Below are 17,776 nucleotides of genomic sequence, written 5' to 3' on the forward strand. Positions count from 1 at the left end.
GCTCACGTCGCGTAGGCATCGATGAGGAGAGAGCCCCGGATGCCGCGGAACGCGTCGAGCAGCAGGCCGACGGTCCGCGGGCCGACCGAGGAGATCTGCAGGTCGTGGGGCCCGAGCTTCTCGAGCTTGCCGCTGCGCAGGCGCACGACCTCCCATCCGGCCTCCCGGAGGAGCCGATCTTTGCGCCGGTCGGAGTCTTCGCGGGCGCCGACATGCTCCAGGCCGAAGCCGCCGATCGTGTCGTACTCGACGGCGATGCGCAGCTCGGGGAGGACCAGGTCGGGCCACACCTCGCGGTGCTCGAAGAACGGCCGCGAGACGCGGACCGCCGTGTGACCTCGCGTCACAGCGAGCGCGCCGAACAGCCGCTCGTGCAGTGACGCCTCGGCCGCAGATGCGGGCTTCGGTGCGCAGACGCTCGCGAACGAGGTGCCGGACGGCAGGTCGGGAGTCTTCTCGCAGATACGGCGGGGCCGGGGACTTCGGCGCTGGCGGCCGGAAGGTGCCGGGCTGGAGGGCGCCGTGCGGGTGGGTGCCGTGCGGGTCGGCGGCGTGATCATCGGCGGTGGTGGGGGATCGCCGCCGAGCGGCAGCAGCGCCAGCGCGGGGAATGCGCCACGCCCCGTCGCCGCGTCGAGGCACTCGGGACACCAGGCCGACCGCCGGCGCACCCGCCCGGGGCGGCTCCGCTGCTCGGTCGGGGTGGCCGCGAAGAGATGTCCTGCGTTGCACTGCCACCGCAGCAGAACGTCGGCGGCCGGGGGGATCTGCGACAGCGCGATCCCGGCGTTGAGGTCGGGGTGGTACTGGCGCGCGACAGCCGGGTAGGCGGCCCACGCCTCGCGGTAGGTGCCGACCGCGTACGGCACCTCGAGGCCCCGCGAGAACTGCCGCCTCGCCCACCACAGCTCCACCCTCTCGGCCATGGCCGCGAACCTAGCGCGGGCATCCGACACGCCAGGCCGGATGTCGGAGGTGCGTCCTACCTTTGCGCCATGGGGATCAGACGGCTGATGCCGGGGCCGTGCGTGCTCTGCGGCGAGCGTCGCGGTGATCGCCGGAACGGCGCATGGTTCTGCGCCGTGTGCGCGTGGCGGGTGGGCGATGCGCCCGACCCGGATCTTCCGCCGCCGCGGGTCGACGTCGTGTACTACCTCGGGTACGCCGAGCGGGTGAAGATCGGCACCACCCGTGAGCCTCGCGCACGCCTCCGCGCGATCATGCACGACGAACTCCTCGCCTTCGAACTCGGCGACCGCACGATCGAGCGCTCACGCCACCGCCTGTTCGCGCACCTCCGCGAGGGCGGTGAGTGGTTCACATCCGCGCCGGAGCTGCTCGCGCACATCGGCGCCCTTCCCGGCAGCGCCGATCCCTGGGGCTCGTACGCCCGATGGGTCAGCAGCGCGCACCGGGAACGGCTGTGACCTCCGTCATCCGGCCGCCTCCCAGACATCCCGCGCTTTGAGGGTCCGCACCGTGGTGACGGGTCGCGTCGCGAGCACCACCTTGCCACGGGCGTGGAGTCTGCCCAGATCGGCGTAGGCCTCGGCCACGTCGCCGAGCGAGTAGAGCCCCGACACCAGCAGGGTGAAGGCGCGCTTCTCGGCGAGCTGAGCCACCCGCTCCAGCAGCGACGTCGCCTGAGCGACCGACCCGGGGTCGTCCTGCAGCAGCCGCACCTCGGTGTCTCGACGGTCTTCGCTCGATCGGTAGCGCGAGGGTGAGACCTCCAGATCCTCGGCGAGCGCACGACCGTCCTGCCCGAAGTTGTCGATCATCGCGGTGATGGGCTTTCCTGCCGCCTTGCGGATGCGGTCGGCGATGCCGGCGCCGTACAGCACCGGCTTGATGCCGAGCTGGCGCAGGTAGTCGAAGTTGCGCTCGCCGCACGTGCCGATGACCGTCGCTCCGCGGTGTCGCGCGAACTGCGCCTCCATGCTCCCGACCCCGCCCGCCGCGGCCGACACCACGACGGTGTCGCCCTCCCCGACGCGCACCTGGTCGAGGATGTCGAGCCCCGTCGCCCCTGCGAGGAAGAGTCCGCCGGCGGCCTCCCACGACACGGCGCGCGGCTTCTTCACGAGCGCCGACGTCGACACGGTGATCGCCGAGGCGTGGGCTCCGGCGCGAACGTGCCCCACGACATCCATCCCCCTGGTGAAGCCGTGGACGTCCTCGCCGACGGCGATGATCGTGCCCGCGAAGTCGCTTCCCGAGCGACGCGGGAACGGGTCGTGCGCGAACGCGTCCTCGCGGCCGCTGCGGATGAAGCCGTCGATGTGGCTGATCCCCGCGGTGATGATCTCCACGGTGACCTCCCCGCGGCCCGGCGGGCGGAGCTCGGTGGTGCGCACCTCCAGCACGTCGGCATCGCCTGGACGGTCGTACTCGACCACCGTCGCTTCCCTGAGCTTCTTCGCCATGCCGGTCCCCTTCCACCATCGCCGAGCCGGGTGACCCGGCGGACACCGTCGTCCGCGTCACTGGGTTATTCGGTCCGAACGACGCGAACGGATGCATCGGACGGTGAATCCGCCAGACCTCCCGGGGCCGCGACCCGACGGGCCGGCGGCATCCGTCCGCAGGGACAATGGAGACGGGCTGAAGGAGGATGACGTGAGCGAATCCTGGCCGCTTCTCGGAGACCCGCACGAGGTCACGGGGTTCATCGAGCCGATGGTCTGGGGGCGATCACGGTACACCGTGCTGCGGGTGCCGGCATCCCTCGTCGCCGCCGCCGAGGAGGCGGGCACCCGGCGAGTCGCCGGCCGGCTCGAAGATGTCGCGGTGAACCTCGCGCTCACCCGCGCCCCGGTGATCGATGACACCTTCGTCTGGACCGGGTCCTCGCTCCTGCGCCGCCTTCGCCTGGAGGCCGGCGATCCCGTCACAGGCTGGCTCGCACCGGTCGATCCCGACGAGGTGCCGGTGCCGGAGGATCTCGCCGAAGCGCTCGCGGAGGCGGGGCTTCGCGGGCAGTGGGATCAGCTGCCGCCGGCCACGCGCCGTCGTCAGCTGGTGCCGATCGACGGTGCGGCGACCGCAGCCACGCGGGCCCGACGGATCGAGGCCCTGGTGCGCTCGCTCTGAGACGATCGACCGCACACCCGCGTCGCCTCACGAGACGGCGTGTCAGCGGCGGATGGTGAGATCCATCACGGTCCGCGCCGACGGAAGCGCCCTGTCGACGCGCTCGCGCAGCGGCTCGGGCGCGTCATCCTCGAGCCAGCCGACGAAGGCGGTGCGGTACAGGGCGAACCCGATCGCGGCGAGCAGCTCGGCGTCCGCCCCGGCGAAGCCGCGCGCGGCGATCGCCGCGGCGATCTGCGGCTGCCACGCGGCCTGTTTGGCCAGCTCACGACCCGTCAGAGCGACGTCGGTCTTGATGATCGCGTGCCGCACGCGCAGGCGCGTCCGTTCCGGCTGCATGGTCTCGGCCAACACGCCGAGTGCGTGGCGCATCAGCTCATCGGCGCGGAACGGCGGTTCAAGAGCCGAGATCGCGTCGAGCAGGAGGGGGAGCAGCTCGTCCTCCTCGGTGAAGAGGACCTCCTCCTTGTCACGGAAGTGCCGGAAGAACGTGCGCGGCGTCACCCCGGCCGCCGTGGCGATCTGCTCGACCGTCGTCGCGGCGAACCCTCGCTCGACGAAGAGCGAGACCGCGGCGCCGGTGAGACGCTCGCGGGAGTCCTCGGGCCAACGCGGCATCCACCCACTCTACTCTTGCGTCACATTGTGACATCACTTATCCTGCCGCTATGACATATAGTGACATCACACCCACCGCCCTCCTGACCGGTCCGACCCGAGGCATCGGTCGAGCCGTGCTCCAGCGGCTGCTCACCCACCCCGCGCGCCCTCGCCTCGTGCTTCTGGCTCGCGACCCCGTCGCGCTCGAGGCGGCTGTGGCCACGGCGCACGATGCGGGAAGCGACGCCCGCGGCATCCTTCTCGATCTCGCCGACCTCACCTCCGTCCGAGCGGCGCTCGAAGAGGTCGCCGCCCTCATCCGTACGGGAGATCTCGCCCCGATCGATGCGGCGATGCTCAACGCCGGCGGGCAGTTCCTCGACCGTCGCCACATCAGCGAGCAGGGCTATGAGCTCACGTTCGCCATCAACGTGGTCGCCCAGCATGCGCTGCTCCACGGGCTCGAGCCGGCGCTCAGCCCCACCGGTCACGTCGTACTCGCCGGCTCCTCCACTCATCGGGGCAGGCGTCAGTCGTTCGGCCTCGTGCCCGACCCGATCTGGCAGGAGCCGGAGGAGCTCGCGATCCCCGACGACGCGCCCCGCGGGGCGTTCCGCGCCGAACGCGAGCGCGGCGGCGTCGCGTACGCGACCAGCAAGCTCGCGCTCGTCACGCTCGCCCACCCGTGGGCGGCGCGGCTGGCCGCGACGGGTCGCCGCCTCAATGTTTACGACCCCGGGCTCGTGGCCGGCACGGGCCTCGTGCGCGGCATGCCGGCATACATGGACTGGGTGTGGCGCAACGTCATGCCGGCGATGTCTGTCCTACCAGGAGCCACGACGCCGCGCGGCACCGCCCGCCACGCCGTGGCCCTCGCGCTCGGCGACCGGTACGCCGAGCGGCAGGACGCCTACATCGAGATCGGTCGCGAGACCCGCGCCGAGGCGGTCACCTTCGACGCCGGGCGCCAGGAGCGGCTGTGGTCGTGGCTCGAGACGGCGCTCGGAGCACCGGCTGCGCACCGACAGGTCACCCCTCGCGCTGCGGACTGACACCGTCGCCGACGCGCGACAAGAGGTCGCCGAGACGGAGGAGCTCCGCCTGAGAGAGCCCGCCGAAGTGCCGACGCATCTCAGCGACGACGCCCGCCTCGAAGGCGTCGACCTCCCCCCGCGCCGACGGTGAGAGACGGATGACGCGCGAGCGCGCGTCGGTCGGATGCGGCGCCTGCTCGACGAGCCCCGCGCTCTTGAGCCCGTCGACGAGCTGCGTGACCGCACCGGCGGTGACCCGGAGCCGACCGGCGAGCCGGCTGGGCGTCACGTGCTCGGTGGCGTGCGACAGGAGGAAGAGTGCCTCGAGCTGCGACGCCGTCAGCGTCAGCGCGGCGAAAGGTCGCCGCCGGGCGTCGCCGAGCAGCCGCCCCGCTGACACGACCCCCTCGAGCACCCGGCCGATCGCGGTGTCGCGGTCATCCATCCTCAGGCACTCACGAACGGCATCGTCCCGACGAACGTCCGATCGTCCACCTGCGTGAGGAGGAAGTCCGCGAGGTCGTCGCGACTGATCTGCGTGCTCGCGTTCACGCCGACCCACCCGACGCGGTGACTGCCGGTTCCGGGCTTCTCGGTGAGCCGGGGGCCGCGCACGACCGTCCAATCGAGTCCCGATGCGCGCAGCACGGCGAGGTGGCCCCGCGCGTCGGCGAGCACACGACCCGAGAGCGCCTGCAGAAGCAGCAGGATGACGCGGTCCGCCGCCTTGGGACGGTCGTGCTCGTCGTCGCGCAGCCCGCCACCCGAGAGGGTGACGATGCGGCTGACACCGGCCGCGCGCATCGCCTCGACGATCACGTGGGTGCCGTCGGTCTGCAGGGTGGGGGGTGAGCCTTTCACCTGACCGAACAGGCTGAACACGACGTCGGCGCTCTGCACCGTCTCGGCGACCGCAGCGGGGTCACGGACGTCACCGCGGAGGACGGTGAGACGCGGGGAGGTCACGGAGAGCTTCGCACGGTCGCGAACGAGGGAGCGGACGGTGTGGCCGGCAGCCAAAGCGCGATCGAGCACGCGCCCGCCGGTCTTGCCCGTGGCGCCGAACAGAACGATGGTGGCCATGGTTTTACTTTAGCGACTGAAGCACATGGCAGGGCGATAGCGTGTCAGGCGTGATGGATGATCTGATCCTGGCTGTCGACCTCGGGGGCACCAAGGCCGAGGCCGCGCTCGTTTCGGTCGATGAGCAGCGACGCGGATCTGTGGTGCCCGGCTCCCGGCACCGCGAGTCGACCGGACGCTCCATCGACGTCGACACGCTGGTGGGCGTCATCCGATCCCTTGTCATGAAGACCCGGGATGCGGCATCCCGGCCCATCACGGGCGCCGGCGTGGGCGCCGCCGGACCGATCGATCTCCTCCGCGGGACCGTCAGCCCGCTCAACATGCCGGCGATCGATGACTTCCCTCTGCGCGATCTGGTCGAGAATGCCGCGGGCGTCCCCACGACGCTGCGCTTGGACGGCACGTGCATCGCTCTGGCCGAGCACTGGCTCGGCGAGACGCGCGGGGCGACCACATCCCTGGGCATGGTGGTCTCGACCGGAGTGGGAGGAGGCCTCATTGTGGACGGCCGACTCCTCTCGGGGACCACGGGCAACGCCGGGCACATCGGTCAGATCCACATCGCCGACCCGATCGGAGAAGACGCCGGTCGGCACGGGTCGACGCTGGAGGAGACCGCATCCGGCCCCGCGACCGTCGCATGGGCTCGGCGACACGGGTGGCGCGGCGGAACCGGCGAGGACCTCGCCGCCGCGGTCGCCGCCGGCGACCCCACCGCCGACGCCGCGACCCGGCGCTCGGCCGAGGCGGTCGGGCAGGCGATCGCGAGCGTCGCGGCCCTCATCGACCTCGACGTTGCGGCGATCGGAGGCGGGTTCTCGCGCGTGCGCCCGGATTACCTCGACCTCGTCGATGCCGCCGTCACCATGTGGACCGCGCTCCCCCGCACTCGGCCTGTCATGGTGCGCCCGTCGGGGCTGTCGGCCGACGGACCGCTCCTCGGCGCCGCGGCGCTGCGCGCCCGGGCCGACCTGCTCTGACGCGGCCAGGCGCGCCCGGCCACCCGTCATCCGTCGAGGGTGTGTCGGGCGTGCGGGCGAGCGCGCAAGGGCGGTCGCGGCGGCGGCGGGCGTCATCCGCGCCCACCTCTTCGTTCGTCCGTCACATACGTACGCCTGGGGGGCACCTGGCCGTACATATGCGACGGATGAACGGGGGTGGGCGTGTCCCGGGGCGCACGGAGGCGGGCGAGCCGCCGGGGGGGGGGGGGGGGGGGAGGGGATGACGCCGGTGCGGAGCGTCCGAGACTCACACGTCGTAGTCGACGACGACCCGCTCGGTCGTGGGGCGGGACTGGCAGGTGAGGATGTACCCGGCGGCGATCTCGTCCGGCTCGAGCGCGTAGTTCTCGTCCATGGTGACGGCGCCGTCGACGAGGCGCGCGCGACAGGTGCCGCACACGCCGCCTGAGCACGAGTACGGCGCGTCGGGGCGCACCCGCAGGGCTGCGGCGAGAACCGTCTCGCGCGCATGAACCGGCGACGCGACGCTCGCGCTCTGACCGTCGAGCCGCAGGTCGATGCGGTGCACGGGCTCGTCCGCCCGCGGGCGCGGGGGTCGGGCGACCGGCGAGGCCGGGGAACCTCCGGCGCCGGTCGTGAACAGCTCGAACCTCACGTGCTCGCGCGGCACCCCGGCATCCGAGAGCGCTGTCCGGCACCGGTCGACCAACTCCAGCGGCCCGCACAGGAACCACTCGTCCACCGTCTCCGGCAGCACGACGTGCGAGAGGAGCCCCCGGATGCGCTCGTCATCGAGGCGTCCCGACAGGAGGGGCGCCGACCGCTCCTCGCGGGAGAAGACGTGGTGCACCGCGAGCCGGGTCGGGTAGCGGTCTTTCAGGTCGGCGAGGTCGTCGAGGAACATGACGTCCGCCGACGAGCGGTTGGCGTACACCAGCGTGAACCGCGACGACGTCGATCTGCCGAGCACCGCGGTGGCGAGCGCCATGATCGGAGTGATGCCCGACCCCGCGGCGATCCCGACGACGTGGGCGACGTCGAGCTCGGCGAGCGAGGAGGTGAAGGACCCCTGCGGACTCATCACGTCGATGCGGTCGCCCGGGTGGAGGCCGGTCTGCGCCCACGTCGAGAACCGGCCGCCCGCGTCGCGCTTGATCGCGACGCTGATCGACCCGCGGGCGGGCGGCCGACACAGCGAGTACGACCGGCGAACCTCCTCGCCGTCGAGGTGTGCGCGCAGCGCGACATGCTGACCGGGGAGGAACGCGTACTCGTCGTCGAGCTCTGGCGGCACGGCGAAAGTCACCTCGACCGCGTCGTCGGTGAGCCTGCGCACCCCGCTCACCGCGAGGGTGTGGAAGCGGGCGCGGCGGCGAGCTCCCCCGCCGCGGGCGTTGGCGAGGAGGGTCTCGGCGACGTCGTCGGTCGCCCGGGCGGTGGTCACGGGGCGCTCCTCAGTGGACCTTGAAGTGGTCGAACGGCTCGCCGCATTCCTGGCACTCGTACAGCGCCTTGCACGCCGTCGACCCGAATCGCGACACCTCGCGCGTGTGCAGCGTCCCGCAGCGTGGACACGCCACCCCGAGTATGACCGGGATCGGGCCGCGCACCGCCGCGCGGCCGGTGGGCGGGGCGATGCCGTAGGCGCGCAGCTTGGCCTTTCCGTCCTCGCTCATCCAGTCCGTCGTCCATGCGGGGGCGAGGGTCAGGCGCACATCGACGCGGGCGAAGCCCGCACCGGTGAGGGCCAGCACGACATCGTCGCGGATCGCGTCGACCGCGGGGCATCCGGAATAGGTCGGGGTGAGCGTCACCGTCACGGTGTCGCCGTCGACCCCGACGTCGCGGAGGATGCCGAGGTCGGCGATCGTGAGCACCGGCACCTCGGGGTCGGCGACCGCACCGGCGATCCGCCGAGCGGTGTCGACATCCGGCGCGGGGCGAGCGCCGGGGGCGTCACGGACGCTCACCACGTCGCTCCCGGGTGCGCACGGGCGAGCACCTGCATCTCGGTGAGAATCGCGCCGAGAGCGGGGAACGGGGTGCCGCGGCGGCCGCCTCCGCTCGAAGCCGCGACGTCGGGGCGCTCGAGCTCGGCCTCGGCGAAGACGGCGTCGAGCACCCGGTCGACCTCATCGCGCAGCGCCGACGGCCGCACCGCGATGCCGTCGAGTCGGTCGGTCAGGGGCTCGTCGCGCAAGAGCTCGTCGACATACGGCCAGATGTCCGAGACGGCCACGACCATGCGGCGCCTCGACTCCTCGGTGCCGCCGGCGAGCCGAAGGGTCCACTGCACAGCGTGGTCGCGGTGATACTCGACCTCTTTCACCGCCTTGGCGGCGATCGCCGACAGCGTCGCATCGGCCGAGGATTGCAGGGCGGAGTAGAGCGCGAACTGGTAGCTCGCAGCGACGAGCTGGCGGGCGATCGTGTGCGCGAAGTCGCCGTTCGGCTGGCAGAAGAGCCACGCAGAGCGGAACTGACGGTCGTCGCGCCAGAACGCCAGATCGTCTTCGCTGCGGCCGTCGGCGGTGCCCGCGTAGCGCAGGAGCGAACGGGCGTGGCCGAGCTGGTCGAGCGCGATGTTCGCCAGCGCCACGTCCTCCTCCAGCTCGGGGGACCGAGCCACCCACTGCATCAGCTGCTGCGAGAGGATCAGGGCGTCATCACCCAGCCACAGTGCGTAATCGGCGACGTCGCGCGTGGCCGGCGCGGTGACTCCACCGAGCAGCTCGGCGGCGAGCTCCTGCTCGACGACCTCGACATGCGGACGAGGCTCGACGCGCGGATGAGGCTCGACGAGCGGATGAGGCTCGACGAGCGGACGCGGATCGGTCACAGGTGCGGCACCCCCTCGGAGGCGGTGTAGTACGACGCGTGGCGGAAGTTCTTCCCCGACGCCGACTCGAAGAACGCCCCCTTCGCATCCGGGTCGCTCGTGGTGATCGCCTCGGCGGGCACCACCCAGACCGATGTGCCCTCACCCCGCCGCGTGTAGAGATCGCGCGCGTTGCGCAGCGCCAGCTCGGGGTCGGGAGCGTGGAGCGAGCCGACGTGCACGTGACCGAGGCCACGCCCCGAGCGGACGAACACCTCGAACATCGGCCAGCTCTCGCGGTCGGAGGATCCCGGGGTCGGCATCACGCCACCGCCGCATCGGTGGTCGAGCGAGTGGAGCGAGACGAAACCGCCGCCTCGCGCTTCTGCGCGTAGGCCGCCGCAGCCTCGCGCACCCACGCGCCGTCGTCATGCGCGGCCTTCCGATGGCGCAGCCGTTCGGCGTTGAGCGGGCCCCGGCCGGCGAGCACCTCGCGGAACTCGTCCCAGTCCAGCTCTCCCGTGTGCCAGCGCTGCGCCTCCTCGTCCCACCGGAGCTCGGGATCGGGCAGGGTGACACCCAGGATCTCCGCCTGCGGCACCAGCATCCCGATGAAGCGCTGACGCAGGTCGTCATTCGAAAAGCGCTTGATCTTCCACGCCATCGACTGCGCCGAGTTGGGAGAGGCGTCGTCAGGTGGACCGAACATCATCAGTGACGGCCAATACCAGCGGTTCACCGCGTCCTGGGCCATCCGCCGCTGCTCTGCCGTGCCCTGCATGAGGGTGAGGAGGATCTCGAACCCCTGCCGCTGGTGGAACGACTCCTCCTTGCAGATGCGCACCATCGCGCGCCCGTAAGGTCCGTACGACGCCCGGCAGAGCGGTACCTGGTTGCAGATCGCCGCCCCGTCGACGAGCCAGCCGATGGCGCCCATGTCGGCCCACGTGGGTGCGGGGTAGTTGAAGATCGAGGAGTACTTGGCCGTGCCGTCGATGAGCTGCTGCGTCATCTCGTCGCGGGTGATGCCGAGCGTCTGGGCGGCGCTGTAGAGATACAGGCCGTGCCCCGCCTCGTCCTGCACCTTGGCCAGCAGGATCGCCTTGCGCTTGAGGCTCGGCGCACGCGTGATCCAGCCGCCCTCGGGCTGCATGCCGATGATCTCGGAGTGCGCGTGCTGCGAGATCTGGCGGATGAGGGTGCGCCGGTAGGCATCGGGCATCCAGTCACGGGGCTCGATGCGCTGATCGGCGGCGATGAGCGCATCGAAGTGCTGCTCCTCGGCGGTGAGGTCTGTCATCGTCGACTCCTTTACAGACCGCTCGTTCAGTAATTCTAAGCGCACGCCGCCCCGACGGCAACCCGCGGTCCGCGCAGCCCCGCTCGCCTGTCGCAATCGGCTACGCCCGACCGCATAACGTGACAGACGAACCACCCGCGCTGCGACCCCACACCGCTCGCCTGTCGCAATCGGCTACGCCCGACCGCATAACGTGACAGGCGAGCGGATGCCGCGGGCGAGCGTCAGGCCTCGTCGAGGCGCCGATCGGTGCGGCGGGCGTGCCCGCGGAACTCGGCGACCACCGCGCCCTCGGCGTCGGTCACCGTGACGTCGTACAGCCCGGTCCGCCCCCGCGTCACCCGGTGGTGCGCCTCCGCGGTGAGGACGTCGCCCGGCCGCGTCGAGCGGAAGAAGACGATGTCGGCGCCGACCGACACGGTGACGGGGCCGTCCGGATCGTTGCAGGCGACGGCGAAGGCGGTGTCGGCGAGGGCGAACACCACGCCGCCGTGCGTGATGGCGAAACCGTTCGTCATGTCGTCGCGCACCGGCATCCGGATGACCGCTCGCCCCGGCTCGTCGACGACCACCTCCATGCCGAACGCATGGAAGGTGCGATCGTTCTCGAGCATCCGCCTCACACCGAGGCCCCCTCCTTCGCAACCAGGGTCAGCACATCGTAGGTCGCGACGATCTCGTCACGCTGGTTGCGGATGACCGCGTCCCAGCGCACCTCGCCGTACTCGTCGGTCTCGCGAGGCGTGATCTGCTTGGCGGTGAGGATGACGCGGATCTCATCGCCGGGCGACACCGGCGTGACGAACCGCAGGTTCTCGAGGCCGTAGTTGGCCAGCACCGGGCCGGGCGCAGGGTCGACGAAGAGCCCTGCGGCCCACGACACCAGCAGGTAGCCGTGCGCGACGCGTCCGGGAAAGAACGGGTTGGCGGCGGCGGCCTCCTCGTCCATGTGGGCGTAGAAGGTGTCTCCGGTGAACCGGGCGAACGTCTCGATGTCGTCGAGGCCGACTTCCCGCGTCGCGGATTCGACCTGGTCGCCGATCCGCAGTTCGGCGAGCGACTTGCGGAAGGGATGCACCCCGCCCGGCTGCGCCTCCGCACCGGCGTGCCACACCCCGGTGAGCGCGGTGAGCATCTCGGGCGAACCCTGCACCGCAGTGCGCTGCATGTGATGCAGAACCGCGCGGATGCCGCCGAGCTCCTCGCCGCCGCCGGCGCGTCCGGGCCCGCCGTGCACGAGGTGCGGCACGGGCGCGCCGTGCCCGGTGGAGGTGCGCGCGTTCTCGCGGCTGAGGAAGAGGACGCGACCGTTGAAGGCGGCGATCCGGGTCATGAGACTCCACCGCGACGTCCGGATCGTTCGTCGCGACCGAGGTCACCAGCGACCCGCCGCCGCGGTCGACGAGGTCGGCCGCCTCGGCCAGCGAGGCGTAGGGCAGCACACTGGCGACCGGTCCGAACGCCTCGATCTCGTGGACGGCCGGCGCCGTCGCATCCTCGAACCCGACCAGGATCGGCGAGACGAACGCGCCCTCGGGCGCGAGCCCGACGGAGCCGTCCGCATGCACGACCTCGGTTGCGTCGAGGGATCCGAGGAGGAGCGTCCCCCCGGCATCCTGCAGCGCCCGCACCTGCCGCACCACCTCGTCGCGCTGCTCGAGGGACACCACGGGGCCCATCGTGACCCCGGCGGCCCGCGGGTCGCCGATGACGATCCGCTCGGCGATCTTCTCCTCCAGTGCGGTGACGACGGCGTCGACCGACGACGCGGGAACGATGGCCCGCCGGATCGCGGTGCACTTCTGTCCCGCCTTGGTGGTCATCTCCACCAGCAGCTGCTTCACGTAGGCGTCGAACTCGAGGGTGCCGGGCGCGGCGTCGGGGCCGAGCACCGAGGCGTTGATCGAGTCGGTCTCGGAGGTGAACCGCACCCCGTCGGGGGTCTGCGCGCGCAGGCGCGCGGCGGTGGTCGCACTGCCGGTGAACCCGACGAGGTCGCCGAGCCGCAGCGCGCCGAACAGGTCGGGTACCGGGCCGCTCACGAGCTGAAGCGAGCCGGCGGGGAGCCGTCCGGTCTCGGCGAGCATGCGCACCCACGCCTCGGCGATGTACGCCGTCGGCGAGGCGGGCTTGACCACGGTGGGGACGCCCGCGAGGAAAGCGGGGGCGAACTTCTCCAGCGCCCCCCAGACGGGGAAGTTGAAGGCGTTGATCTGCACGGCGACGCCGGGAAGGCGCGTGTAGACGTGCCGGCCGAGGAACGATCCGTCCTTCGAGAGCGGCTCGACCGGCCCGTCGACGTAGACCTTGGCGTTCGGCAGCTCGCGGCGCCCCTTCGAGGAGTAGGTGAACAGCACGCCGATGCCGCCGTCGACGTCGTTGAGCGAGTCGCGCCTCGTGGATCCGGCGCGCTCGGAGAGGGCGTACAGCTCGTCCTTCCGCTCCTGCAGCACGAGGGCGAACTCCTTCAGCAGCACCGCCCGCTGGTGGAACGTCAGTGCGCCGAGGCTGTCCTGCCCGACGGTGCGAGCGTGGTCGAGCACGGCGGCGAGATCGAGTCCGCGGGTGCTCAGGCGCACCACCGGGTCGCCGGTCGAGGCGTCGCGGATCACCGCGGCATCCGGATCCTCTTCCGGCGCCCACCAGCCGTCGCGGATGTAGCTGGGGAGGATGTCGGTCACGGCGTGCTCCATTCGTAGAAGCCTCGCCCGGTCTTTCGGCCGAGGCGTCCGTCGGCGACCATGCGGCGCAGCAGATCGGGCGGAGCGAAGCGGTCGCCGAGGGTGGCGTGCAGCTCTTCGGCGATGGCGAGGCGGACGTCGAGGCCGACGATGTCGGTGGTGCGGAGAGGTCCTGCGGGGTGACGGTAGCCGAGCTCCATGGCCGCGTCGATGTCGGCCGGGCTCGCGACGCCGGCTTCGACCATGCGCATGGCCTCGAGCGCGAGCGCGAGGCCGAGGCGGCTGGAGGCGAAGCCGGGCGCGTCGGAGACGACGATCGGGGTTTTGCCGATCGCGGCGACCCAGCCGCGCGCACTCTCCACGACTTCCGGCGCCGTGGCGTCGCCGACGACGATCTCGACCAGGCGCGACGCGGGCACGGGGTTGAAGAAGTGCAGCCCCAGGAACCGGGCGGGGCGCGCCAGCGCGCCCGCGAGCGCGGCGATGCCGATCGACGAGGTGTTGGTGGCGAGCACGGCGTCGCCCACGACCGCCTCGAGGCGCGCCAGGGCATCGCGCTTGAGCGCACGGTCTTCGGGCACGGCTTCGATGACGAGCCCCGCGCCCGCGACGTCGGTCACGTCGATGGAGGAATGGACGGATGCGGCGAGCTCGGCCTCCGCGCGGTCGGTCATCCCACGACGGATCGAGTCGCCGATACTGGCCAGGATGCGTCCGCGCGCAGCCTCGGCCGCCTCGGCGTCGCGCTCCACGACCGTCACCTGCGAGCCGGCGAGGACGAACGCGTGGGCGATCCCGGCACCCATGCGTCCGCCGCCGAGCACCCCGACCCGCGGGGGCGCCGCGACGGGGCGGGTCGGGACGTCGGGGCGGGGCGCTGCCTCAGCGGCATCCGTCATCGGGTTCTCCGTTCGAGGAAGGTGGTCATGCGGCGGATCTTCTCCGGGCTTTCGAACAGCTCGGCCTGCAGTTCGTTCACAAGCGCCGGCTGGTCGAGCGGTTCGGTCTGGAGCACCTGTTTGGTGCGGCGGGTGGCGAGGGGGTCGTTGCGGGCGATGCGGTCGGCGAGCGCGTGTGCGGCGGCGAGGAGGTCATCCGCCGGGTGCAGCGACGACACGAGCCCCCACGACAGCGCCTCGTCGGCGTCGAGGATCCGTCCGGTGAGGAGCAGCTCCGCGGCGCGCGCCTCACCGACGATCGCGGGAAGGCGCCAGGTCGCACCAGCGGCGGCGATGATGCCCAGTCCGGTCTCGGGATTGCCGATCTTCAGCGCCGGCGTCGCGATGCGGAGGTCGGCGGCGTAGGCGAGCTCGGCCCCGCCGCCGAGGGCGTAGCCGTGGAGCGCGGCGATCACGGGCATCGGGAGGGCGCGGATGCGGGTGAAGACCGCCTGGTTGATCGCCCGGCGCGCGTCGGCAGCGCGGCGGTCGCGCAGCTCGGCGATGTCGGCGCCCGAGGCGAACACGCCACCCGAGCCGGCGAGGAGGAGGACGCGAGGCTCACGCTCGAGCTCGGCGCAGACCGCGTGCAGCGCGTCGACGGTGGCCTGGTCGATGGCATTGCGCACCTCGGGGCGGTCGAGGGTGACGACGCTCCGGTCGCCGATGTGCTCGACGCGGAGGGGTGAGCGGGTCATCCGGGGCCTTCCGCTTCGTCGCGAATATGTTGCAGACCGATCGTTCAGTAATTCTGTCAGGCGGCGGTGCCGCGTGCAACGATGGGACGGGATCAGGTGCCCAGAGCGCTTCCCCATTTCCGGAGAATCCGGACGAGGGCATCGCGATCAGCCGCATCGAGCGAGGCGAGGAGACGGCGCTCGTTCTCCATGTGCGCGTCGAAGGCGCGGTCGATGAGAGCGCGCCCGTCCTCCGTGAGCGCGACCAGCCGACCGCGGCCATCGACGTCGCTGCCGCGGCGGCGCACGAGCCCCGCCGACTCGAGCCGATCCAGCCGCTTGGAAACGGCTCCGCTCGTGACCATCGTCTGGGCGGCGAGCTCGCTCGGATTGAGCTCTCCGGAGCGACGCAGGGTGGCCAGCACGTCGAACTCACCCTCCCCGAGCCCGAACTCGCGGTAGAGGCCGATGAGCCTGCTCGCGTACGGCGTCGTTGACGCGCGCGAGCCGCCCGATGACCTCGATCGGCGACGTGTCGACATGCGGTCGCGCGGCGCGCCACTGGGACCGGATGCGATCGACGTGATCCCCTCGCGTTTCGGACATGGGTGGATTCTATCTTCCGCAGAAGCTACAATGTCTTCCATGGAAGCTAAATGGCGCTGGCTGCTCGTGACGGCGGTGGCCCCGATCAGCTGGGGTGCGACGTACTTCGTGACCCGGCACTTCCTCCCCGCGGACGCCCCGCTCTGGGGCGCCGCCCTGCGGGCGCTCCCCGCGGGTCTTCTCCTCCTTCTCATCGCGCGGCGTCTGCCGCGCGGCGCCTGGTGGTGGAAGGCCGTGATCCTCGGCATCCTGAACTTCGGCGCCTTCTTCGTGCTCGTCTACCTCGCCGCGCAGCTCCTGCCCACATCGATGGCGGCATCCGTGATGGCGCTCGCGCCCGTCGTGCTGGGCATCATCGCGTGGCCGCTCCTCGGACAGCGACCGACAGCCGCAGCGGGCGTGGCCGTGCTCGTGGGAGTCGTCGGCGCCGTCCTGCTCATCGGTGCGGCCACCGGCGGCATCGATCCCCTCGGCGCGGGGGTGTCGCTCACCGCGCTCGTGCTGTCGTCGCTGGGCGCGGTCCTCACCACGCGCTGGCGCGACGACATTCCGCTCCTGGCCACGACGTCCTGGCAGTTGATCGCGGGCGGCGCAACCCTTTTGGCGGTCGCAATCGTCGTCGAGGGACCGCCCCCGGCCGTGTCGGTGAGCAGTGCGACAGCGTACGCGGCCATCGCGGTCGTCGCGACGGCGCTGGCCTTCCTCTGCTGGTTCGCAGGGCTCCGCCACCTCTCCGCGTCGACCGTGGGCACGGTCGGACTCCTGAACCCGGCCACCGGAGTGGTCCTCGGAGTGGCGCTCGCGGGCGAGTCGCTCACCACACTGCAGATCATCGGCCTCGTGCTGATCGGAGCGGCGATCCTCCTCACGCAGCGCCGCGCTCACCGGCCCGCCCGGCGTCCCTTCTCAGGCGCCCCCGCGCTCGCCGTTCCGGCGAGCGCTGTGCGAGAGTGAGCGGATGACGAGCGACACCGCGGCCGCCGGCGCCGCGCCGCGCGGGCGGCGGGGACGGCCCGGCAACGACCGCGAGCACGTGCTCGCCGTCGCGGTCGCGCTCTTCATCGAAAAGGGGTACGACGCCACATCGGTCTCCGACCTCGCCGACCGGCTGGGAGTGACGAAGTCGGCGCTGTACCACCACTTCTCCTCGAAGGACGAGCTGCTCGGCCTCGCCCTCGACGACGCCCTCACCGCCTTGGAGGGGGTCTTCGATGACCCGGCCGCCGAGGCGGGTGCGCAGCTCGAGCGGGTGATCCGCGGCGCGGTTGCTGTCCTGGTCCACAAGCTGCCGGAGGTGACTCTGCTGCTGCGCGTGCGCGGCAACGGGGTTGTCGAGCAGGCGGCCCTCGAGCGCCGCCGGGCGTTCGATCACCGGGTCGCCGAGGTCGTCACCCGCGCTCAGAGCGAGGGGATGCTGCGCTCCGACGTCGACGCCGCCGTCGCCACCCGACTCCTGTTCGGCATGGTCAACTCGCTCACCGAGTGGTACCGCCCGGGCGGCGCACTCGATGCCGATTCTCTGGCCGACTCAGTGCTCGCCACGGCCCTCGAGGGCCTCCGGCCCCGCCCACTCAGGGAGCCGTGAGGACCGCCGCGACCGAGGGCAGCGCCTCGGGCTGGAGCCGGTAGTACGCCCAGGTGCCGCGCTGCGAGCGGGAGAGGAACCCGGCGCGGGTCAGCACCTTCAGGTGGTGCGACACCGTGGGCTGGGCGAGGCCCAGCGGTTCGATGAGGTCGCATACGCAGGCCTCCTGGTCGGGCGAGGACGCCACGATCGACAGGAGCCGCAGCCTGGCCGGGTCGGCGAGCGCCTTCAGCTGCGTCGCCAGGCTCTCCGCGTCGTCGGGCCCCAGCGGCTCGCGCGTGAGGGGCGCGCAGCACACAGCGGTCGAAGCGTCGATGAGCGGCAGAGCGGTGGCCATACATCGATGCTAATCGATATTGACAATCATCGATAGACCCTCCCATACTGAATCGACGT

21 protein-coding genes and 1 pseudogene are annotated in these 17,776 nt (G+C 71.7%); 6 read left to right on the forward strand and 16 right to left on the reverse strand.

Going from position 1 to position 17,776, the window contains the following annotated elements; translation table 11 throughout:
* Positions 1-2: 2 nt before the first annotated feature.
* Positions 3-926 (reverse strand): PDDEXK family nuclease, encoded by a 924-nt coding sequence (locus QSU92_RS06795; RefSeq protein ID WP_289265416.1) that lies wholly within the window; start codon positions 924-926, stop codon positions 3-5.
* A 69-nt stretch (positions 927-995) separates the two neighbouring features.
* Between QSU92_RS06795 and QSU92_RS06800 the strand changes: the two genes are divergently transcribed.
* A complete protein-coding gene (locus tag QSU92_RS06800) occupies positions 996-1,427 on the forward strand; it encodes a GIY-YIG nuclease family protein (RefSeq protein WP_289265417.1) in 432 nt (143 codons plus the stop codon).
* 6 nt (positions 1,428-1,433) lie between these two features.
* Here QSU92_RS06800 and QSU92_RS06805 read toward each other — a convergent pair whose 3' ends face one another.
* On the reverse strand, positions 1,434-2,426 hold the full coding sequence (locus tag QSU92_RS06805; protein WP_289265418.1) for an NADP-dependent oxidoreductase: 993 nt from the start codon (positions 2,424-2,426) through the stop codon (positions 1,434-1,436).
* 193 nt (positions 2,427-2,619) lie between these two features.
* Here QSU92_RS06805 and QSU92_RS06810 point away from each other — a divergent pair, with 193 nt between their 5' ends.
* Positions 2,620-3,093 carry a YdeI/OmpD-associated family protein gene (locus tag QSU92_RS06810; protein WP_289265419.1) on the forward strand — a complete coding sequence of 158 codons (474 nt, stop codon included), beginning with the start codon at positions 2,620-2,622 and terminating at the stop codon, positions 3,091-3,093.
* A 42-nt stretch (positions 3,094-3,135) separates the two neighbouring features.
* Here the strand turns inward: QSU92_RS06810 and QSU92_RS06815 are convergent, their stop codons facing one another.
* Positions 3,136-3,711, reverse strand: coding sequence for a TetR family transcriptional regulator (locus QSU92_RS06815; RefSeq protein ID WP_289265420.1), 576 nt, complete (start codon positions 3,709-3,711; stop codon positions 3,136-3,138).
* 50 nt (positions 3,712-3,761) lie between these two features.
* Here QSU92_RS06815 and QSU92_RS06820 point away from each other — a divergent pair, with 50 nt between their 5' ends.
* Positions 3,762-4,745 carry an SDR family NAD(P)-dependent oxidoreductase gene (locus tag QSU92_RS06820; protein WP_289265421.1) on the forward strand — a complete coding sequence of 328 codons (984 nt, stop codon included), beginning with the start codon at positions 3,762-3,764 and terminating at the stop codon, positions 4,743-4,745.
* Here QSU92_RS06820 and QSU92_RS06825 read toward each other — a convergent pair.
* Positions 4,723-5,172, reverse strand: coding sequence for a MarR family winged helix-turn-helix transcriptional regulator (locus QSU92_RS06825; protein ID WP_289265422.1), 450 nt, complete (start codon positions 5,170-5,172; stop codon positions 4,723-4,725). The genes QSU92_RS06820 and QSU92_RS06825 overlap by 23 nt on opposite strands.
* Positions 5,173-5,174: 2 nt before the next feature.
* A complete protein-coding gene (locus tag QSU92_RS06830; RefSeq protein ID WP_289265423.1) occupies positions 5,175-5,810 on the reverse strand; it encodes an NAD(P)-dependent oxidoreductase in 636 nt (211 codons plus the stop codon).
* A 53-nt stretch (positions 5,811-5,863) separates the two neighbouring features.
* Here QSU92_RS06830 and QSU92_RS06835 point away from each other — a divergent pair, with 53 nt between their 5' ends.
* Complete coding sequence (locus tag QSU92_RS06835) at positions 5,864-6,793, forward strand: ROK family protein (protein ID WP_289265839.1); 930 nt, start codon at positions 5,864-5,866, stop codon at positions 6,791-6,793.
* Positions 6,794-7,061: 268 nt separating this feature from the next.
* On the opposite strand, the gene paaE is transcribed toward QSU92_RS06835, so the two are convergent.
* The 10 genes and pseudogenes from paaE to QSU92_RS06885 all read right to left on the reverse strand — a co-directional run bounded on the left by paaE (position 7,062) and on the right by QSU92_RS06885 (position 15,731).
* The gene (gene paaE, locus QSU92_RS06840) at positions 7,062-8,219 is read right to left on the reverse strand and encodes a 1,2-phenylacetyl-CoA epoxidase subunit PaaE (RefSeq protein WP_422880420.1); all 1,158 of its coding nucleotides are present in this window, start codon (positions 8,217-8,219) and stop codon (positions 7,062-7,064) included.
* A 10-nt stretch (positions 8,220-8,229) separates the two neighbouring features.
* Positions 8,230-8,745, reverse strand: a complete 516-nt coding sequence (paaD, locus tag QSU92_RS06845; RefSeq protein ID WP_289265424.1) for a 1,2-phenylacetyl-CoA epoxidase subunit PaaD — start codon at positions 8,743-8,745, stop codon at positions 8,230-8,232.
* Complete coding sequence (gene paaC, locus QSU92_RS06850) at positions 8,742-9,614, reverse strand: 1,2-phenylacetyl-CoA epoxidase subunit PaaC (RefSeq protein WP_289265425.1); 873 nt, start codon at positions 9,612-9,614, stop codon at positions 8,742-8,744. Before paaC ends, paaD begins: the two co-directional genes overlap by 4 nt.
* On the reverse strand, positions 9,611-9,916 hold the full coding sequence (paaB, locus tag QSU92_RS06855) for a 1,2-phenylacetyl-CoA epoxidase subunit PaaB (protein ID WP_289265426.1): 306 nt from the start codon (positions 9,914-9,916) through the stop codon (positions 9,611-9,613). The genes paaC and paaB overlap by 4 nt, the downstream gene beginning before the upstream one ends.
* On the reverse strand, positions 9,916-10,893 hold the full coding sequence (gene paaA, locus QSU92_RS06860; RefSeq protein ID WP_289265427.1) for a 1,2-phenylacetyl-CoA epoxidase subunit PaaA: 978 nt from the start codon (positions 10,891-10,893) through the stop codon (positions 9,916-9,918). Before paaA ends, paaB begins: the two co-directional genes overlap by 1 nt.
* A gap of 224 nt (positions 10,894-11,117) precedes the next feature.
* Positions 11,118-11,507 (reverse strand): hydroxyphenylacetyl-CoA thioesterase PaaI, encoded by a 390-nt coding sequence (gene paaI, locus QSU92_RS06865; protein WP_289265428.1) that lies wholly within the window; start codon positions 11,505-11,507, stop codon positions 11,118-11,120.
* Positions 11,508-11,512: 5 nt separating this feature from the next.
* A pseudogene (gene paaZ, locus QSU92_RS06870) lies at positions 11,513-13,586 on the reverse strand (phenylacetic acid degradation bifunctional protein PaaZ).
* The gene (locus QSU92_RS06875; protein ID WP_289265429.1) at positions 13,571-14,473 is read right to left on the reverse strand and encodes a 3-hydroxyacyl-CoA dehydrogenase family protein; all 903 of its coding nucleotides are present in this window, start codon (positions 14,471-14,473) and stop codon (positions 13,571-13,573) included. The pseudogene paaZ and the gene QSU92_RS06875 overlap by 16 nt, the downstream one beginning before the upstream one ends.
* Positions 14,470-15,210, reverse strand: a complete 741-nt coding sequence (locus QSU92_RS06880; RefSeq protein WP_289265430.1) for an enoyl-CoA hydratase/isomerase family protein — start codon at positions 15,208-15,210, stop codon at positions 14,470-14,472. Before QSU92_RS06880 ends, QSU92_RS06875 begins: the two co-directional genes overlap by 4 nt.
* 92 nt (positions 15,211-15,302) lie before the next feature.
* Complete coding sequence (locus QSU92_RS06885) at positions 15,303-15,731, reverse strand: MarR family winged helix-turn-helix transcriptional regulator (RefSeq protein WP_333783454.1); 429 nt, start codon at positions 15,729-15,731, stop codon at positions 15,303-15,305.
* Between the two features lie 103 nt (positions 15,732-15,834).
* Between QSU92_RS06885 and QSU92_RS06890 the strand changes: the two genes are divergently transcribed.
* Positions 15,835-16,749, forward strand: a complete 915-nt coding sequence (locus QSU92_RS06890; protein ID WP_289265431.1) for a DMT family transporter — start codon at positions 15,835-15,837, stop codon at positions 16,747-16,749.
* A 4-nt stretch (positions 16,750-16,753) separates the two neighbouring features.
* Positions 16,754-17,380, forward strand: a complete 627-nt coding sequence (locus tag QSU92_RS06895) for a TetR/AcrR family transcriptional regulator (protein WP_289265432.1) — start codon at positions 16,754-16,756, stop codon at positions 17,378-17,380.
* On the opposite strand, the gene QSU92_RS06900 is transcribed toward QSU92_RS06895, so the two are convergent.
* The gene (locus QSU92_RS06900) at positions 17,367-17,717 is read right to left on the reverse strand and encodes an ArsR/SmtB family transcription factor (RefSeq protein ID WP_289265433.1); all 351 of its coding nucleotides are present in this window, start codon (positions 17,715-17,717) and stop codon (positions 17,367-17,369) included. The two genes, QSU92_RS06895 and QSU92_RS06900, sit on opposite strands and share 14 nt — an antisense overlap.
* Positions 17,718-17,776: the final 59 nt, after the last annotated feature.

It is taken from the genome of Microbacterium sp. ET2 (assembly GCF_030347395.1).
Taxonomy (GTDB): Bacteria; Actinomycetota; Actinomycetes; order Actinomycetales; family Microbacteriaceae; genus Microbacterium; species Microbacterium albipurpureum.

Coding starts and splice junctions, on each gene's coding strand:
- QSU92_RS06820 (WP_289265421.1), top strand. CDS start 3,762: ATGACATATAGTGACATCACACCCACCGCCCTCCTGACCGGTCCGACC.
- QSU92_RS06815 (WP_289265420.1), bottom strand. CDS start 3,711: ATGCCGCGTTGGCCCGAGGACTCCCGCGAGCGTCTCACCGGCGCCGCG.
- QSU92_RS06890 (WP_289265431.1), top strand. CDS start 15,835: ATGGAAGCTAAATGGCGCTGGCTGCTCGTGACGGCGGTGGCCCCGATC.
- QSU92_RS06895 (WP_289265432.1), top strand. CDS start 16,754: ATGACGAGCGACACCGCGGCCGCCGGCGCCGCGCCGCGCGGGCGGCGG.
- QSU92_RS06830 (WP_289265423.1), bottom strand. CDS start 5,810: ATGGCCACCATCGTTCTGTTCGGCGCCACGGGCAAGACCGGCGGGCGC.
- paaI (WP_289265428.1), bottom strand. CDS start 11,507: ATGCTCGAGAACGATCGCACCTTCCATGCGTTCGGCATGGAGGTGGTC.
- QSU92_RS06875 (WP_289265429.1), bottom strand. CDS start 14,473: ATGACGGATGCCGCTGAGGCAGCGCCCCGCCCCGACGTCCCGACCCGC.
- QSU92_RS06835 (WP_289265839.1), top strand. CDS start 5,864: ATGGATGATCTGATCCTGGCTGTCGACCTCGGGGGCACCAAGGCCGAG.
- QSU92_RS06795 (WP_289265416.1), bottom strand. CDS start 926: ATGGCCGAGAGGGTGGAGCTGTGGTGGGCGAGGCGGCAGTTCTCGCGG.
- QSU92_RS06825 (WP_289265422.1), bottom strand. CDS start 5,172: ATGGATGACCGCGACACCGCGATCGGCCGGGTGCTCGAGGGGGTCGTG.
- QSU92_RS06900 (WP_289265433.1), bottom strand. CDS start 17,717: ATGGCCACCGCTCTGCCGCTCATCGACGCTTCGACCGCTGTGTGCTGC.
- QSU92_RS06805 (WP_289265418.1), bottom strand. CDS start 2,426: ATGGCGAAGAAGCTCAGGGAAGCGACGGTGGTCGAGTACGACCGTCCA.
- QSU92_RS06800 (WP_289265417.1), top strand. CDS start 996: ATGGGGATCAGACGGCTGATGCCGGGGCCGTGCGTGCTCTGCGGCGAG.
- QSU92_RS06880 (WP_289265430.1), bottom strand. CDS start 15,210: ATGACCCGCTCACCCCTCCGCGTCGAGCACATCGGCGACCGGAGCGTC.
- paaB (WP_289265426.1), bottom strand. CDS start 9,916: ATGCCGACCCCGGGATCCTCCGACCGCGAGAGCTGGCCGATGTTCGAG.
- paaA (WP_289265427.1), bottom strand. CDS start 10,893: ATGACAGACCTCACCGCCGAGGAGCAGCACTTCGATGCGCTCATCGCC.
- QSU92_RS06885 (WP_333783454.1), bottom strand. CDS start 15,731: ATGTCGACACGTCGCCGATCGAGGTCATCGGGCGGCTCGCGCGCGTCA.